This window comes from Flavobacterium sp. ALJ2 (assembly GCF_015594725.1).
Classification (GTDB): domain Bacteria; phylum Bacteroidota; class Bacteroidia; order Flavobacteriales; family Flavobacteriaceae; genus Flavobacterium.
In genome coordinates this window covers 44,965-62,603 of the sequence record NZ_JADNRC010000016.1, presented here as the reverse complement: position 1 = coordinate 62,603, position 17,639 = coordinate 44,965, and the positions used below count along the sequence as shown (strand labels likewise).

Genomic DNA, 17,639 nt, shown 5'->3' with positions numbered 1-17,639 from the left:
TATTTATAATCACTTTAAACTACTCCTGCTGAAATAGTTAGATGCTAGCGTTACAAAACTTACTATTGTAATCGTACTCAAAGGCATTATGATAGCTGCAACCAGAGGAAGTAAATTTCCAGTAATAGCAAAAGACAGTCCTACTACATTGTAAAGTAGTGACAAAACAAAACTCATTTTAATAATCTTGATGGCATTTTTAGAAAGTTTTAAGAAATAGCTCAGGTGCTTAAACTCAGTTGCATCCAAAATAGCATCACAAGCAGGTGAAAAAACATTGACATTCTCCGAAATAGAAACTCCAACATTACTTTGCGCCAATGCACCCGCATCATTTAATCCATCACCAATCATCATTACATTATGCCCCTGCTCTTGTAACTGTTTAATAAATATTAACTTTTGCTCTGGTTTTTGGTTAAAAACAAGCTCAGTCCCTTTAGGTAAAAGTTTTTCTAAAGTCTCTCGTTCTCCATCGTTATCACCAGAGAGTACTTTAATCTTATACTTCAAGCTCAATTCTTTAAATAAATCCTCTAAGCCTTCTCTATATTGATTATTGAATATATATTTTCCATAATAAACCTCATCTATTTTTATATGAAGTGATGTTTGCTGAATTAAATTTTCTTCCTGACCTGCAACGAAAGTAAATGATCCTATTTGAAACTGGTGATTTTGGATTACTGCCAAAATCCCCTTTCCTGTTATTTCTTTAAAATCATCTAATTTTATTCGGGAAGAATCTGGTAATGAATCATATAACATCCGGCTCAAAGGGTGATTTGAAGCTCGAAGTACATTTTTTAACATAACAAGATTATTATCAGAAATAGGCTTTCCTTCGTAGATAATATTCGATTTTTTATTGGTTGTAATCGTTCCTGTTTTATCAAAAACCAACGTGTCAACTTTAGCAAGCTGTTCTATAACCAAAGCATTTTTTAAATAGAACTTCTGCTTTCCTAAAATTCTCAAAATATTACCAAATGTAAATGGTGCTGTTAATGCTAACGCACACGGACAAGCTACAATGAGTACTGCTGTAAAGACATTAAAAGCTGTATTGGCATCAATAAATATCCAATAACCAAAACCTGCAAAAGCAATTAACAATAAAATTGGTGTAAAATAACGGCTTATTGCATCGGTTATCGTTTTATGTTTTTGCTGAACATCTTTCTGGAAAATATCATTTCCCCACAACTGCGTTAAGTAACTTTGAGAAACAGTATGAAGTACCTCCATTTCTATCACTTTACCTATTTGCTTGCCTCCAGCAAAAACTTTATCTCCTGATTTTTTGGTAATAGGAACTGCTTCACCAGTTACAAAACTATAATCAATTTCAGCTTGCTCACTTATCAAAATCCCATCAACGGGTATTAATTCCTGATTTCTAATTAATAGCCGATCTCCTTTATCAATATCATAAATAGGAATACTTTCCTCTGGGGTATTGGGATTTATTCGAGTTACTGCAATTGGAAAATAGGACTTAAAATCTCTCTCGAAACTTAAAAAACTATAGGTCTTGATTTGAAACATTTTTCCTAACAACATAAAGAAAATTAATCCTGTTAAGCTGTCAAAAAAACCAGGACCATAATCCATGACAATATCAAAAGTACTTCGTATAAACATTACGATGATTCCTAGCGCAATAGGAATATCAATATTTAGCATTTTGCTTTTTATACTCTTATAAGCTGAGACATAGTAACCGCTTGCTGAGTATATAAAGCTTGGCATAGCCAGAATTAATATCAGCCATCGAAAGAAGGGCTTGTAATTATCTAACCAAAACTCTTTTACTTCAAAATATTCAGGAAAAGAAAGCAACATAATGTTTCCAAAACAAAAGAAAGCGACTCCTAGTTTGTATGTCAAACTTCTATCCACATTATTCTTTCCAGCCTCATAATTCTCTAGACTTATATAGGGTTCATACCCTATCGAGCTTAATGCATAAGCAATATCTTTAAGAGTGATTTTTTCGGAGTTATAGGTAATCCTAACTTTCTTTTCTGGAAAATTAACTTGTGAAGCGCTAATTCCAGGTTTGAGACGACTTAAGTTTTCTAAAATCCAAATACATGAACTGCAATGAATATGAGGAATATTCAATGAAACTATTGCTGTGGTATCTTCCTGAAATTCTAATAATTTAAGTTGAATACTTTCATTATCCAGAAAATCATATTTACCTTGAATATCTTGAGGCGTTGCTCCTGGAGACTTCTCAAAATCATAATAACAAGTCAGGCCATTTAAACTAAAAATCTCATAAACTGTTTTACATCCACTACAACAAAATTCTTTTTCATCAAAAACAATTACTTCATTTTTGGGAATAATTAAACCGCAATGAAAACAATTTTGTACACTCATATATTTAACTATTTTAAGCTTTTACAAAGATCACAAACCATCTAACCAAAAAATATGACATTTATCATAGCTCATAAAATACATTTTTTAAATTTAATAAAACAAATTGGGAATAAAGCTATAGAAATTGCATTTCTGTCATTATTTCAAAAATTTAAGAGTATAAAATCATAATAATACTTAATTTTGCAAACAAATAACTTCCCCTATGAATAAATGTGACCAATGTATTGTAAGACAACTTACTTCGTTAAAAGCTTTAAACAAAGATGAAGTTATAAAATTAGCGAATAGTAAAACTACCTATACTATTAAGAAAGGTGATTCTATCTTTGAAGAAGGCGAAGTAACTAATGGTGTTTTCTGTGTAAAAGATGGTGTGGGTAAACTTTCTAAACTAAGTGCCAACGGTAAAGACCAAATTGTTAAACTTGTAAAATCGGGAGAACTTTTAGGCCAGCGATCTATGATTAGTAACGAACCTGCTAATTTGAGTGCAAAAGCATTAGATGATATGGAAGTATGTTTTATTCCAAAAACAGAAATCATCAATTTCTTTAATCAAAATAATCAGTTTTCTATGAATGTCATGAAAACAATTTGTGATGATTTAAAAGAATCAGATAACCATACTGTTTCCTTAGCTCAAAAAACTGTTAAATCACGTTTGGCCGAAACATTACTATACCTACATGATACTTTTGGTGAAAACAAAGATAATACTCTAAAAATACAACTTTCTAGAGATGAACTGGCTAGCATGATTGGTACCGCTACAGAAAGTTGTATCCGATTATTATCAGATTTTAAAAAATTAGATGTAATTGAATTAATTGGTAAAAAAATTGTTTTAAAAAACATTAACGCCTTAAAGAAAATTGCTGAATAATTACAGCTTTTTTGCTTCGTTCCAAAAAACATCCATTTCTGCCAAGGTCATATCCATTAATGGTTTTCCTAATTCTCCTGCTTTACTTTCAAGATATTGAAATCGCTTTATGAATTTTTTATTGGTACGTTCCAAAGCATCTTCGGGATTTACATTTAAAAATCTTGCATAATTTATCATCGAGAATAAAACATCTCCAAACTCTGCTTCTATTTTATCCTGATCACCCGCTTTAACTTCAGCCTGTAGTTCTTGTAATTCTTCTTGTACCTTATCCCAAACCTGATGTGGTTCTTCCCAATCAAAGCCTACTCCTTTTACTTTATCTTGTATTCTACTTGCTTTAACTAATGCTGGTAAACTCTTTGGAACGCCTTCTAAAACAGATTTCTTTCCTTCTTTTAGCTTTAGTTTTTCCCAGTTTTGTTTTACTTCTTCTTCATCTTTCACAACCGTATCGCTATAAATATGAGGATGACGATGAATAAGTTTTTCGCAAATTTCATTACACACATCAGCTATATCGAAATCATTTGTTTCGCTACCTATTTTGGCATAAAAAACAATGTGCAATAACAAATCTCCTAATTCTTTTTTTACTTCATTCAGATCATTATCCAGAATTGCATCACCCAATTCGTATGTTTCTTCAATAGTAAGATGACGTAAACTTTGTATCGTCTGCTTCATGTCCCAAGGGCATTTTTCACGCAAATCATCCATTATATTTAATAATCTCTCAAAGGCTTGTAATTGCAGTTCTTTACTCATTTTGAAGTAATTTTAAGTTGGTAACCAATTCGTGTAAAAGTAAAAAATCCTGTCAAGAAATCATCTTAACAGGATTAAATATCGTTCAATTAATTGAAACTATTTTTTTTCAGCAGCTGTTTTAGCTTTTTTTGCTGGTGCTTTTTTTGTCTCTTCAAGAACTGGAGTTTCTTCTTTAGCTGCTGCAGGTGCAGGTGCTAAATCTGTAACTAATCCTTTTGCCTGAAGCATATTGTACCAGTTCAATACTTTTTTAATGTCTGAAGGATACACTCTTTCTTCGTCGTATTGAGGCAAAATTTCTTTAAAATAAGCTCCTAAAGTAGCATTATCTTCTTTATGAGAAATAGCTGGTCCTTTGTTTTCTTTTACTGCAATTAATTGCATTACTTCAGACAAAGGTTTTTCTCCTTCATAAGTATAAATTGAAATTTCTGACAATAAACTTACGTTACTCTTTAAGCTAACAGTGATTTTTTTTCCATCAATTAATGATTCAGCTACAAATCCTGTACGCGTTTGTACTTTTAATGCGTATAAACCTGGTTTCCCAGAAATAGCTAATATTTTTTCTAAATTCATGTTTATTATAATTAGTATTAAGAATTCGGTTATTTTATTTTTTTATCTAAAGAATTTCAAAAACTATCTTCCTTTTTTAGCAGCAGCAAATTTCATTCTGTATTCTTGAAAAGTTTTGCCTTCGGTAATGTTTTTTAATTTCTTTTGAATTAAACGTTTTTTTAATGATGAAATTTTATCTGTAAACAAAATTCCTTCGATATGATCATATTCATGCTGAATTACTCTGGCAATTAAACCATCAAACACTTCGGTTTTTACGACAAAATCTTCCTCACAATATTCAATTGTAATTCTTTCGTGTCTGTAAACATCCTCACGAACATCTGGAATACTCAGGCAACCTTCATTAAAACTCCACTCTTCACCATCTTCTTTTAGAATTTTGGCATTGATAAAAGTTCTTTTAAATCCTTTCAACTCTTTTTGTTCATCTGCTGGCAAATCTTCGTCATCGCTAAAAGGAGTCGTGTCAATTACAAATAAACGCAAGGCCAAACCAACTTGTGGTGCAGCAAGACCTACTCCATAAGCATTGTACATAGTTTCGTACATGTTAGCTATTGTTTCTTTCAAATTGGGATGTTCAGGCGAAACTGCCTCTCCAACTTTTCTTAAAACAGGATCACCATATCCTATAATTGGTAAAATCATTCTTGTTGTATTATGTATTAACGACTATTAATCCAGAATTTCATTATTCTGAATTAGGTTGGCAAAAATAGTAAAAAATAGTCAATGAATAATTCTATAAATCATATTATATGCTTTTTGATTTCTATTTAAATCAAAGCCACTATTTTTGCTAAACAATTCATACAATTCTTATCTTTGCTAGTAAACCTATTCATATGTTCGATCGCATCGTTAAATTCACAAACAATACTTCTTTTATCAACGCTTCAAAAGTTACACTTGCATCTGTTGTACCTGTTTTGTTTTTTAACTTTTTAGGCTATTTTGAAATTGGCTTTACAATTGCGCTTGGGGCTTTTTATACTTATCCAAGTGATATTCCTAGTAATCTTAAACATAAAATAAAAGGAATTATAGTTACGGCTCTAATTGTTTCATGCGTCAACCTATTAGTTAATCTTGTATACCCATTTCCTTGGTTGTTCTATCCGTTTTTAGGAATATTACTTTTCCTATCATCTATGATTTCTGTTTATGGGCAAAGAGCAACTATGGCATCATTCTCAGCTTTACTTTCTATTTCGCTATCATTTGCTCACTTACACGAAGGCTGGGAAGCTGTATTACATTCTAGCTATATTTTTACAGGAGGTTTATTTTATTTAATCGTGTCACTTATTTTTCATTATGTAAAACCCCATCGCTATGTCGAATTACAAATTGCCGATGGAATTCGACTAACTGCAAAATACTTAAAACTTAGAGGTGATTTATGGAATCCTGACGCCGACAGAAAAAAGATCATTGAGAAACAATTACATCTTCAAGTTGAATTAAACCAAATTCATGAGAATTTGAGACAAGTGCTTATTGGTAATAAAGCCACATCTGGAGACTCCAGTCAAAACCGAAAAATGCTTATTGTTTTTATAACATTAGTCGAAATTCAGGAATTAGCACTATCTACCTCATTTGATCATAATAAATTACACAAAAAATTTAGTGACCATCCCGAAGCATTGCGTTCTTATCAGAATCTGGCTTACAAACTTGCCTCTACATTAAAAAAACTATCCAAAAGTGTTCATAAAGCCTCCGAATACATCTCTATAAACGATTTAAAAAAGGAGTTAGATGGATTACAATCTGCAATTGATGCATATAAAAACAATCTAGGTAAAATTGAAGCCTCCGAGGGAGTTTGGATGCTTACCAATATGCTGAAGTATGCTCAAAAACAGGTCGAAAAAATAAAAATTGTAGAAATGGCTTTTTCATCAGCTATTCATTCTTTTGATTTCAAAGAAAAAAACAAGGAACTTGAAAAATTCCTGACTCCACAATATTATCCGATACGCACATTAATTGAAAACTTTAGCTTCTCATCTATATTTTTCAGACATTCACTACGCCTTACCATAACTATAATGTTAGGTTTCATAATTGGAAAATTACTTCCATTTCAAAACGTATATTGGATTTTATTAACTATTGTAGTAATTATGCGCCCTGGTTACGGATTAACCAAAGAGCGCTCTTATAATCGCGTTTTTGGAACCATTTTAGGTGGATTAATAGCTTTTGGAATTGTATCTTTAGTACACAACCATATTGCAATAAGCATATTCGCTATTTTTTGTATGCTCATTGGTATTTCTTTTACACAAAGCAATTACAAAATAAGCACCACACTGGTTACTATGTATGTAGTATTTGTTTATGGAATCCTAACTCCTAATATTCTTGAAGTTATTCAGTTCAGAATATTAGATTCTCTTGTTGGTGCTACATTGGCCTTTTTAGCAAATTATTATTTATGGCCAGCTTGGGAATTCTTAAACGCTGCATCATTTTTAGAAAAATCTATTGAAGCTAATAAAAACTATTTACGAGAAATTGCCGAATACTATAATAAAAAAGGAACTTTACCTACGTCTTATCGTTTAGCCAGAAAAAATGCCTTTATCGAAATTGGAAATCTGATGACTTCTTTCCAAAGAATGGTTCAAGAACCTAAGTCGAAACAAAAGCAACTCCCTCAAATAAACAAGCTAGCTGTACTAAATCATTCCTTGCTTTCATCTTCAGCATCTTTAGGTACCTATATACAATCCCATAAAACGACTTCAGCATCTGAATCATTTAATTTTGTAATTGATATTGTTATTTCTAATTTGAATCACTCAATTGCTATCTTAAGACATGAAAAAACAGCTATATACACAAACAAAGACATTAATGTAGAAAAATTAACTTTTCATTTTGAAGAATTAAAAAGAAAAAATTTCAGCCAATTAGAAAATAATAATGAACTTGACGAAAATGCAAGAGAATCCAAAATGCAAGAAGCACAACTAGTAATCGAACAATTAATATGGATGACGGATCTATCTGATAAAATACTTACTATTACAAAAGAGTTTATAGCAAAAAATCCAGATTAATTAATCTGGATTTTTATTTAAATATATTTTCATCACTACGTTAATTATTCAATTTTAAAGCAGCTGCAGTATTTTTTCTTATTTCGGCCAATAACTCTGGTTTATCATTTAAGGTTTGACCATAAGAGGGAATCATTGCTTTGAACTTTTCATTCCATTCTGGTGTTTTAACTTTATCTTTAAAACACTTATTAATCAACCCTATCATAATTGAAACTGCAGTTGAAGCTCCTGGAGAAGCTCCTAATAAAACAGCTAATGTTCCATCTTCGGTATTAATTACTTCTGTTCCAAATTCAAGAATTCCGCCTTCTTTTTCGTCTTTTTTAATAACCTGAACACGTTGTCCTGCACGTTCTAATTTCCAATCTTTAGATTTCGCATTTGGCAAGTATTCACGTAAAGCGTTCATTCTGTCTTTAGGCGATTGTCTCACTTGCTCAATTAAATATTTAGTAAGTGGAATATTATGATACCCAGCCGCCAACATTGGTATTATATTATCTGTTTTAATAGACATAGGTAAATCCATATAGGATCCATTCTTTAAAAATCGAGTTGAAAATCCTGCAAATGGTCCAAAGAGCAAAGCTCTTTCTCCATCTATCATTCTAGTATCGATGTGAGGAACCGACATTGGCGGTGCACCAACACTTGCTTTTCCATAAACTTTGGCCTGATGTTGAAGAATAACTTCTGGATTGGTACATTTTAACCATTGTCCACTCACTGGGAAACCTCCAAATCCTTTTCCTTCAGCAACATTTGCCTTTTCTAATAAAGGTAAAGATCCTCCACCAGCACCAATAAAAACGAATTTAGTATATACTTTTTTGGTTTGGCCAGTTGATAAATCTGTGATTTTAATTCTCCAAGATTTATCTTCACGTTGCTTTAACTTTTTTACTTCGTGGTTAAAATGAATTGTCACACCATCCAGTTTTCCTAGATAATTGAACATGCTTCTTGTTAATTCTCCAAAATTTACATCTGTTCCAATTTTCATAAAAGTTGCAGCAAATTTATCTGAAGCATCTCTTCCTTCCATTACTAAAGGCATCCATTCTTTTAATTGAGAAAAATCAGCACTAAAAACCATCTCTTTAAATATCGGATTTTGATGTAATGCTTCAAATCTTTTTTTAAGATAATCTACATTTTTTTCTCCCCAAACAAAACTCATATGAGGAACACTTTTTATAAAATTATCTGGAGATGTAATTTTATTTTGCTGTACTAAATAAGACCAAAACTGACGAGAAACCTCAAAAGATTCTGCAATACTAATTGCTTTTTTAGGATCAATACTGCCATTTTTTTCTGGAGTATAATTTAATTCACAAAATGCAGAATGTCCTGTTCCAGCATTATTCCAAGCATCAGAGCTTTCAGCTGCGGCAACATCTAATCTTTCGTAAATTTCAATTTTTAAATCTGGCTGTAATTCTTTTAAGATTAACCCAAGAGTTGCACTCATAATTCCAGCACCAATAAGTACTACTTCGGTATTTGAACGTATGGTTTTGTCGGACATAGCAAGAAAATTTTAAAGTGCAAAGATACTTCATAAAATTCCAAAAAAAAACTATAAATTTCATCTGAAAAGTTATAGTTTTCTAAAACGTTTTCGAAATAAAACTGCTTAAATGTTAATACATTTTTCGGGATAAATAGTCCTGAAGCATTATTGTTGCAGAGATTTCATCAATCAAACCTTTATTCTGACGTTGCTTTTTACTAAGTCCACTATCAATCATTGTTTGGAAAGCCATTTTAGAAGTAAATCTCTCGTCTACACGAACCACTTTCATATCAGGGAAAATATTAGAAAAATGAGTTACAAAACCTTTTATAATCGAAGCGCTTTCTGATGGCTCTCCATTCATTTGTTTTGGTTCACCGATTAAGACCGCTTCGACCCTTTCTTTAGCAAAATAATCCTTTAAAAAATCGATCGTTGTATGCGACGGAATTGTTGTTAAACCCGAAGCAATAATTTGCAATTCATCAGTAACAGCTATTCCTGTTCTTTTCTTTCCGTAATCTATAGCGAGAATTCTTGGCATCTTAATTAAAATTATAATACAAAGATACATAAAGTAGAAACCAGATACCTTTAGAGCCTCTTTAAAATTTAAATAGGCTCTAAAAAAAATCCGTTCTAGAATTTAAAACGGATTAATTAAATTTTTTCTCCAAAAAAAATTAAAACAATATTAAAAAATTTATATTAAGAGCTTACCAATCAACTCTATTTATACTAATTCATATATTAAAAAAACTTAAATGAAATTTTACTCCTAAAAAAATCTTTATATATAATTTCATTACAAAAGTAATACTCATTATGATTTTAATTTATGATAATTATCATTGAAGAAGTAAAAAAAATTAACTTGTTTTTAAAATAATTTCCTTAAGCAAATCATACCTCAAAAAAACAGATAAAACACTAAAAAACAACACAATTAAACAATCATTAATATTCAAAAACTTATAAAACTAATATCATGCTCTCAAAAATTAGATTAATTAAGTAATCATAATTTAAAAAAAAATAGTTCTTTTGCTCAAAATTTATTTTTCTTCATTTAGAAAAACATAAAAACAAAAGCAATTATTTCAAAAAAATACTAAAAACCAAATGAATAACTATAAAAATAGTATTGTTTTATTTCTAAAAAGATTCTTTTTAATTGTTATAATCTACCAATTCGCTCGAATTCTATTTTATCTCATGAATTTAAAATTATTTGAAGCTTTTACGTTTCAGAACTTTTTAGGAGGAGTTCTTTTTGACTTCGCAGCCATTGCCTATATTAATATTATATTCATGATTGCCCATTTGATTCCTGGTAAATTCAAATACAAACCAAGGTATCAAAACATTTTAAAGATTAGCTTTTACTTAGTAAATCTTGTATTTATTGCAACTAATTTTATTGATATTATCTACTATCGTTTTACTGGCAGAAGAAGTACTTTTGGAATGATTACTGCCAAGGGAATGGAACAAGAAGCCATAGGATTAATCCCTTCGTTTTTACGAGATTTTTGGTATATCCTCCTTTTATTTCTTATAGTAAGCATTTTATTATGGAAATTAATACCTAACTTAAAAACACATTTAATACACGAAAAATCAACTAAAAAAGACTATTATAAGCAAGTTGCTTATTTTGTTATTTCATTAATTTTAATTTTAATAATTGGCCGTGGAGGTTTACAAAAGAAACCTATTAAAATTGTAGATGCTGCTAAATATGGAGCTCTAAATAATACGGGATTAGTCTTAAATACTCCTTTTTGCATTCTAAAAACTCTTTTTAAGAAAGAAGATATCGATAAAACTAAATATTTTGATGAAAAAGAATTAGTTTCAATTTATAATCCAGTTATTTCATTGAAACCAGATCAACCTACTATTAAAAAAAATGTAGTAATTTTAATTTTAGAAAGCTTCGGAAATGAGAATATTAGACGCGGACAAACTCCTTTTCTAGATTCTCTTATTACAAAATCGTACTATTTCAAAAATGGATTTGCAAATGGAAAAGTTTCAATTGATGCTGTTCCATCAATACTTTCAAGTATTCCAAGCTTAATGAATAATTCTTTTATATCGTCAAGTTATTCTTTGAATAAAATAAATGGTCTTCCAAAAATTTTAAAGAAAGAAGGCTATAATACATCCTTTTTTCATGGTGCTTTTAATGGTAGCCAAAATTTTGATCAATATGCAGAAGTTGCAGGTTTTGACCAATACTACGGAAAAGATCAATATACAGGTGAAGATGTTTTTGATGGAAAATGGGGCATTTTTGATGAAGAATTTCTACAATTTTACGCTTCTAAGTTAACGTCATTTAAAAAACCTTTTTTTAGTTCTTTATTTACCATTTCTTCACATCATCCCTATACTATTCCTGAAAAATACAAAGGAAAATTCCCTAAAGGAACTACCGATATTCAAGAAAGCATAGCTTATACTGATTTTGCTCTACGAAAGTTTTTTAATGCTGCTAAAAAAGAAAGCTGGTACAAAAATACGTTATTTGTTATCTCTGCTGACCATACTTCATCTGCTGGTGATAAAGATATTGACAAGACAAATATTGGAAAATTTCACATTCCAATATTATTTTTCGATCCATCAAATCCTGAATTAACTGGTGTTAGTGACAAAAACTTTCAGCAAATTGATATCATGCCTAGTATTTTAGATTATTTAAATATAAAAACTGACATGGTTAGTTTTGGTAAAAGCTACAAATCCAAAGAAAACTTTGTAGTATATTATCTTCAAGGAACATATCATTTCATTAAAGACGATTATTATCTGGCTTTTGCAAATAATCAAACAATTGGATTATACAAATGGAAAGAGGATGTTCTTTTAAAGAACAATTTGATGCTGCAAAATAAACCTAAAGTCAAAGAATATGAAAAATTCTTAAAAGCATACATCCAATCTTTTAATGAAAGAGTTATCAATAATAAATTAGCTATTTAAAGCTATTAAGATAAAACACTTACTAAATAAAATCCTTAGTACTAGATTCATAACTTTAGAGAACAATCCTAAAAATACATTTCCACATCAGAAAAAGGGTTTAACTTTAATTAAAAGTCAAACCCTTCTTTTAAACCTAGCTCATTTGAAGCTGTACCAATACATCTCTATCTGTTAAAAAAACGACTAAAGAAACCTCTCTCCTCCTCTTCCTCTATTTCATGAGGTTCTGGTTGATGATTATGTTGTACCTTTAATTGAGTTCTCTCATACTCATACATTAAGTCTTTAATATACTCGACATACGTTTTATTTTTTTCTTCTAAAAATCCGATCAGATATTTCTCGCTATATTCAATTCCACTAGCAGATTCTATCTGTAATAATTTTTTATATAAAGGCTCAATATGCATCGAAATTACTTCTTGTGGTACAGCACGTCTTCTACCAAAATAATTTACAATCACACCATTTGAATCTTTTGCTATTTCAAAATCAGTAATAACCCAATAAAACCTACCAGATTTAGCTAGATTTTTCACAATGGCATGAAAGTTATTCCCTTTTTTTAGGTTTTCCCATAATACTTTAAAAAGTACTCGTGGCATATCAGGATGTCTTATGATGTTGTGCGGCTCCCCCATTAATTCATAATCTTCGTATCCGCAAACATCTACAAAAGTTTCATTTGCATATTCGATAATTCCAATTGGATTTGTTTTACTCATAATTACTTGGGTTTTATCCCAAGAAACCTCTTTATCAATTGGCGTAGGTCTTTTAAACAACTGGTTTTCTTTATTCATAGTTATAATACTAATTAAATTTTGGATTCAGACAAATCAAAACTGACGTTCTGTTATTATATTGTTCAGCAAAACTACTTTTATAACAATAATCAAAAATTGATATTTATCAGGAAATAAGATGAAAAAATATTTAAAATAAAACACTTTTTATCTTAAAATAACCAAATTAAATATTCTTTTTTTATAAAAATGTTACTATAAAGCAATGAGGGTTGTTTTAAGAAAAAATCGAATTATATTTGTCTAAAATATTTACTATTATGAATTCATTACAAACTATTATAGAACAAGCTTGGGAAAACAAAGCTTTATTACAAGAAACAACAACTACAAATGCTATCAGAGAAGTCATTGAACTTTTAGATACTGGAAAATTACGTGTTGCTGAACCAGTTGGTGATGCTTGGCAAGTAAACGAATGGGTAAAAAAAGCAGTTGTTATGTATTTTCCTATTCAGAAAATGGAAACTTTAGAGTCTGGTATTTTCGAATATCACGATAAAATGCTATTAAAAAGAGGATACGCTGAAAAAGGTATTCGTGTAGTGCCTAATGCTGTAGCACGCTATGGAGCTTATATCTCTAGCGGAGTAATCTTAATGCCTAGCTATGTAAATATTGGAGCATATGTTGATGAAGGCACAATGGTAGACACGTGGGCAACTGTAGGAAGCTGTGCGCAAATTGGTAAAAACGTACACTTAAGTGGTGGTGTAGGTATTGGAGGTGTATTAGAACCTTTACAAGCTGCTCCAGTAATTATCGAAGACGGCGCATTCATAGGCTCACGTTGCATCGTCGTAGAAGGTGTACATGTTGGAAAAGAAGCTGTTTTAGGTGCAAACGTATGCTTAACTGCCTCAACTAAAATAATTGATGTAACAGGTGATACTCCAGTTGAAATGAAAGGATATGTTCCTGCCCGCTCTGTAGTGATTCCTGGAAGTTACACCAAAAAATTTGCCGCTGGAGAATTTCAAGTTCCATGTGCATTAATTATTGGTACTCGTAAACCATCTACAGATTTAAAAACTTCATTGAACAATGCACTTCGAGAATACGATGTTGCTGTATAATAATATATCATTAAACTCCCTTATTATAAGTAAGTATATTAATTAAAGAAATGAAAAAACTATCCGTTATCATACTTACTTATAATGAAGAGTTTTATATTGCTGATGCAATAAAATCTGTTTCATTTGCTGATGAGATCATTGTTTTAGACTCTCATAGTACTGATGCTACACAAGAAATTGCTTCTAAATTAGGTGTTAAGCTTATTTTTAGAAAATTTGATAATTACTGCAACCAAAGGAATTATGCAATAAGCTTTGCAACTGGAGATTGGATATTATTTTTAGATGCCGATGAAAGAGTTACAGAAAAGCTTCAAAAAGAAATACTTGAAAGCATCGAATCGGATAAATTTGATGCTTACAAAATTTGGTTTCCACATTATTTCATGAATCGTTTTCTATTTCATTACACAGACAAAGTCGTTCGTTTAATGAAAAATGAAAATCTAGCTTTTGAAAATGAAGTACATGAAAAATTAATACTAAAGTCAAAGCCTGGTGTATTAAAAAACTACATGATACATTACACCTACAAAGGACTATTCCATTTCATAAGTAAAAAGGATAAATATGCCTGGTTCCAAGCAAAAATGTCTGCAGATAAAGGAAAAAAAGTAACGCTATTTTTACTTTTCTTTAAACCCTTTTATCGTTTTTTTCATACTTATATTGTAAAAAGAGTCTATCTTGATGGAGTACCAGGTCTTGCGGCGGCGGCAATCGATGCTTATGGTGTTTTCTCTAGATATGCAAAAATGATGTTAATAGAAAAAGATTTAGAATAGCTTTAATTTCCCAAACTTGATTTTTAATCTGAATGTCATTAAACTATCATGTCCTTTAATATCTATTCGCTTAATTTCATAATTATCTTTAAAAGGAAAACGATTAGGGCGATTGCCAATTTTTAAACCAAATTTTATTTTATTCACAGCAACTATCTGCTTGAAATGCTCTTTACCACTACCCTTCTTAGGGTAATTACCATATGGATAAGCCAAAGCAGAATATATTTTTAAATCATTAACTTTTATCACCTCCTCGCACTTCATAAAATCTTTTTCTATTTCTAAATCAGATAATAAACTATACTTCTTATGTTCATAGGAATGGTATCCTAATTCTATTCTGTCTCTATTCAGTTTTTTTAACTGCTCGATTGTCATTATTTTATTCCCCAAAACCTCAGAACTTTCATTCCATAAATCTGTTTTTCCTATATATGAAAAAGGAATAAAGAAACTGGCCTTTAAATTGAACTTATCCAATAAAGGTACTGCATAAGTAAGCTGATTTTCAGTAACATCATCAAAAGTAAGAACAATACTCCTTTTGGGAATAGACTTCATTTTTGCTAACTCTTCAAAATGATAGGTTTGATAATTATTATCTTTTAAATATTGAAATTGTTCTTCTAATTTTTGCACTGAAATAGTCAAATTATTAGTTTCATTTTCAGATTCACAAATGTTATGATACATTAAAATAGGGAGTCGAGACATTTTGTTTAATTTTACACAAAGTTATAAATCTAAAATTATTAATATTGCACAAAATTGATTTTATGCCCCAAAATGTAATAGTTCCAAAAATTAGTGTTTTGACATTTTGTTTTAATGAAGAGAACAATATAAAAAAGCACATTGAAAATGTTTCATTTGCTGATGAAATTATCTTCATGGATGGTGAAAGTACTGATCAAACAGTAGCTATTGCAAAGGAACTTGGTGCAACTGTTATTAAACAAAATACCACTGACAAAATACAACAACAAAAGATAGCTATCAATCATGCCAAAAATGATTGGATATTATTATTAAATTTAGACGAATATCTTTCTCCTGAGCTTAAAGATGAAATTTTAACTAAAGTTTCTGATCATAAAAATAATGAACTTTATTACATTAAACAGACATTATTTTTCTTCAAAAAGAAAATAAAACACGGAGAATTCAACAACAAAAAAAGAATTTTTCTTTTTGATAAAAAAAGATACTCTTATTCAGGCGATGAAAAAAGGAAATCTAATATATCGTTCTTTAAATCAAATGTATTAAAAAACAGAATAGACTCTTATTCATACAAAAGTTTCGACGAATACAACTATAAGCTAAGTTTATTAAGTAAAAAGGAAGCTTTAGAATTATATGATAAAAATATGAAACCAAATTTTTATCATTTTTTACTAAAACCTTTTTTCAACTTTATAAATCAATATTTCATTAAATTTGGCTTCCTTGACGGTAAAGAAGGCTATATTCTTGCTTATATAAATTCATTTGCGGTTTTAAAACGTTATTTAATACTTTGGATAACATATAATAAAATGGAGTAACTCTACTTTTAAACCCCTTCAATAAGAAACAAAATATAGTTTTTATTAAACTTACCCCTAATAATGAAAATATTAATCATACAACAAAAAAGAATTGGTGATGTCCTGATAAGTACAATACTTTGTAATAATCTTAAAAAAAAACATCCCAATTCAACTATAGACTATATGTGTTATTCTAATTGCACAGATGTTTTAATAGGTAATCCGAATATTGACTCAGTAATTGTATTAGAAAATAAAATAAGAAAATCATATTTATCATTATTTAACTTTATTTTCAAAATGAGATCTAATAAGTATGATATATTAATTGATGTTTATGGTAAATTAGAAACCAATTTAATAACTATTTTTTCTGGTGCTGATTATAAAATATCATACTACAAATGGTACTCGTCTTTGTTTTACAACCATAATATGAAGCGTTTTGAGGACACTACCGAAACTAAATATGGACTAGCTATAGACAACAGACTTTTGCTATTAAATCCTTTAAATTTGGACGCTGATTCAATAGACCCTTTTCCAAAATTATATGTAAGTAAAGACGAAAATGATGAGGCAATTGCTCTTTTAGACAAACATAAAGTAAAAAAAGACCAGAAAATTGTAATGATAAGCCTTTTGGGAAGTGAAAAATCAAAAACTTACCCTCTAGAATATATGGCTAAAGTAGTAGAATATGTTGCAGAGAACAAAAACCTAACTATTCTTTTTAATTATTTTCCAAATCAAATTGAAGATGCTCAAAAAGTATTCAATTTATGCTCAAAAAGTACCCAAGAAAAAATCCATTTTGATTTATTAGGCAGTAATTTACGATCCTTTATAGGTATAATGAATCAGTGTGATGTAATCATAGGAAACGATGGCGGAGCAATTAACATGGCTAAAGCATTAAACAAACCCTCTTTTACAATCTTTTCACCATATGTTAAGAAAAACGACTGGGCAACCTTTGAAGATGGATTACGCAATATTTCGGTACATTTAAATGATTTCAAACCCGAATTAATTGATTTAAATTTACCACACAAGGAGATTAAAAATAATTTCGCTCAACTTTACCAACAATTTAATCCTGAATTATTCAAAGATCAGATTGAGTTCTTTATAACTAAGAATCTTTAAAAGATAAGTAAAGTCTAGAAGGATATCAACAACAAAAAAAAACATTATTTTAAATA

At 29.9% G+C, this 17,639-nt stretch carries 15 protein-coding genes; 7 read left to right on the top strand and 8 right to left on the bottom strand.

From position 1 onward, the window contains the following. Positions 1-9: 9 nt before the first annotated feature. Entirely contained in the window at positions 10-2,391 is a 2,382-nt protein-coding gene (locus IUY40_RS16570) for a heavy metal translocating P-type ATPase metal-binding domain-containing protein (RefSeq protein WP_195737974.1), read from the bottom strand. 208 nt (positions 2,392-2,599) lie between these two features. Between IUY40_RS16570 and IUY40_RS16565 the strand changes: the two genes are divergently transcribed. Beyond that, the gene (locus IUY40_RS16565; RefSeq protein ID WP_195737973.1) at positions 2,600-3,280 is read left to right on the top strand and encodes a Crp/Fnr family transcriptional regulator; all 681 of its coding nucleotides are present in this window, start codon (positions 2,600-2,602) and stop codon (positions 3,278-3,280) included. On the opposite strand, the gene mazG is transcribed toward IUY40_RS16565, so the two are convergent. From mazG to def, 3 genes are all read right to left on the bottom strand, one after another. Next, entirely contained in the window at positions 3,281-4,051 is a 771-nt protein-coding gene (gene mazG / locus IUY40_RS16560) for a nucleoside triphosphate pyrophosphohydrolase (RefSeq protein ID WP_195737972.1), read from the bottom strand. Positions 4,052-4,150: 99 nt separating this feature from the next. Then, on the bottom strand, positions 4,151-4,633 hold the full coding sequence (locus tag IUY40_RS16555) for a DUF5606 domain-containing protein (protein WP_195737971.1): 483 nt from the start codon (positions 4,631-4,633) through the stop codon (positions 4,151-4,153). A gap of 63 nt (positions 4,634-4,696) precedes the next feature. Beyond that, positions 4,697-5,287: a peptide deformylase gene (gene def, locus IUY40_RS16550; protein WP_035621249.1), complete on the bottom strand. Its 591-nt coding sequence runs from the start codon at positions 5,285-5,287 to the stop codon at positions 4,697-4,699. A gap of 197 nt (positions 5,288-5,484) precedes the next feature. Between def and IUY40_RS16545 the strand changes: the two genes are divergently transcribed. Next, positions 5,485-7,713 (top strand): FUSC family membrane protein, encoded by a 2,229-nt coding sequence (locus IUY40_RS16545; RefSeq protein ID WP_195737970.1) that lies wholly within the window; start codon positions 5,485-5,487, stop codon positions 7,711-7,713. 40 nt (positions 7,714-7,753) lie between these two features. Here the strand turns inward: IUY40_RS16545 and IUY40_RS16540 are convergent, their stop codons facing one another. Together IUY40_RS16540 and ruvX are read right to left on the bottom strand one after the other, a co-directional pair. Next, the gene (locus tag IUY40_RS16540; protein ID WP_195737969.1) at positions 7,754-9,247 is read right to left on the bottom strand and encodes a malate:quinone oxidoreductase; all 1,494 of its coding nucleotides are present in this window, start codon (positions 9,245-9,247) and stop codon (positions 7,754-7,756) included. A gap of 115 nt (positions 9,248-9,362) precedes the next feature. Further along, positions 9,363-9,779 (bottom strand): Holliday junction resolvase RuvX, encoded by a 417-nt coding sequence (ruvX, locus tag IUY40_RS16535; protein WP_195737968.1) that lies wholly within the window; start codon positions 9,777-9,779, stop codon positions 9,363-9,365. A gap of 671 nt (positions 9,780-10,450) precedes the next feature. On the opposite strand from ruvX, the gene IUY40_RS16530 reads away from it, so the two are divergent. Continuing rightward, positions 10,451-12,226, top strand: coding sequence for an LTA synthase family protein (locus IUY40_RS16530; protein WP_229335607.1), 1,776 nt, complete (start codon positions 10,451-10,453; stop codon positions 12,224-12,226). A gap of 167 nt (positions 12,227-12,393) precedes the next feature. Here the strand turns inward: IUY40_RS16530 and IUY40_RS16525 are convergent, their stop codons facing one another. After that, a complete protein-coding gene (locus tag IUY40_RS16525; protein ID WP_195737966.1) occupies positions 12,394-13,032 on the bottom strand; it encodes a PAS domain-containing protein in 639 nt (212 codons plus the stop codon). 263 nt (positions 13,033-13,295) lie between these two features. Here IUY40_RS16525 and IUY40_RS16520 point away from each other — a divergent pair, with 263 nt between their 5' ends. Both IUY40_RS16520 and IUY40_RS16515 read left to right on the top strand, forming a co-directional pair. Beyond that, the gene (locus IUY40_RS16520; RefSeq protein ID WP_195737965.1) at positions 13,296-14,111 is read left to right on the top strand and encodes a 2,3,4,5-tetrahydropyridine-2,6-dicarboxylate N-succinyltransferase; all 816 of its coding nucleotides are present in this window, start codon (positions 13,296-13,298) and stop codon (positions 14,109-14,111) included. 50 nt (positions 14,112-14,161) lie between these two features. Then, positions 14,162-14,899 (top strand): glycosyltransferase family 2 protein, encoded by a 738-nt coding sequence (locus IUY40_RS16515; protein ID WP_195737964.1) that lies wholly within the window; start codon positions 14,162-14,164, stop codon positions 14,897-14,899. On the opposite strand, the gene IUY40_RS16510 is transcribed toward IUY40_RS16515, so the two are convergent. Beyond that, positions 14,891-15,616, bottom strand: coding sequence for a polysaccharide deacetylase family protein (locus IUY40_RS16510; RefSeq protein WP_195737963.1), 726 nt, complete (start codon positions 15,614-15,616; stop codon positions 14,891-14,893). The genes IUY40_RS16515 and IUY40_RS16510 overlap by 9 nt on opposite strands. 62 nt (positions 15,617-15,678) lie before the next feature. Between IUY40_RS16510 and IUY40_RS16505 the strand changes: the two genes are divergently transcribed. Both IUY40_RS16505 and IUY40_RS16500 read left to right on the top strand, forming a co-directional pair. Continuing rightward, the gene (locus IUY40_RS16505; RefSeq protein ID WP_195737962.1) at positions 15,679-16,449 is read left to right on the top strand and encodes a glycosyltransferase family 2 protein; all 771 of its coding nucleotides are present in this window, start codon (positions 15,679-15,681) and stop codon (positions 16,447-16,449) included. 63 nt (positions 16,450-16,512) lie between these two features. Then, on the top strand, positions 16,513-17,583 hold the full coding sequence (locus IUY40_RS16500; RefSeq protein WP_195737961.1) for a glycosyltransferase family 9 protein: 1,071 nt from the start codon (positions 16,513-16,515) through the stop codon (positions 17,581-17,583). Positions 17,584-17,639 lie beyond the last annotated feature (56 nt).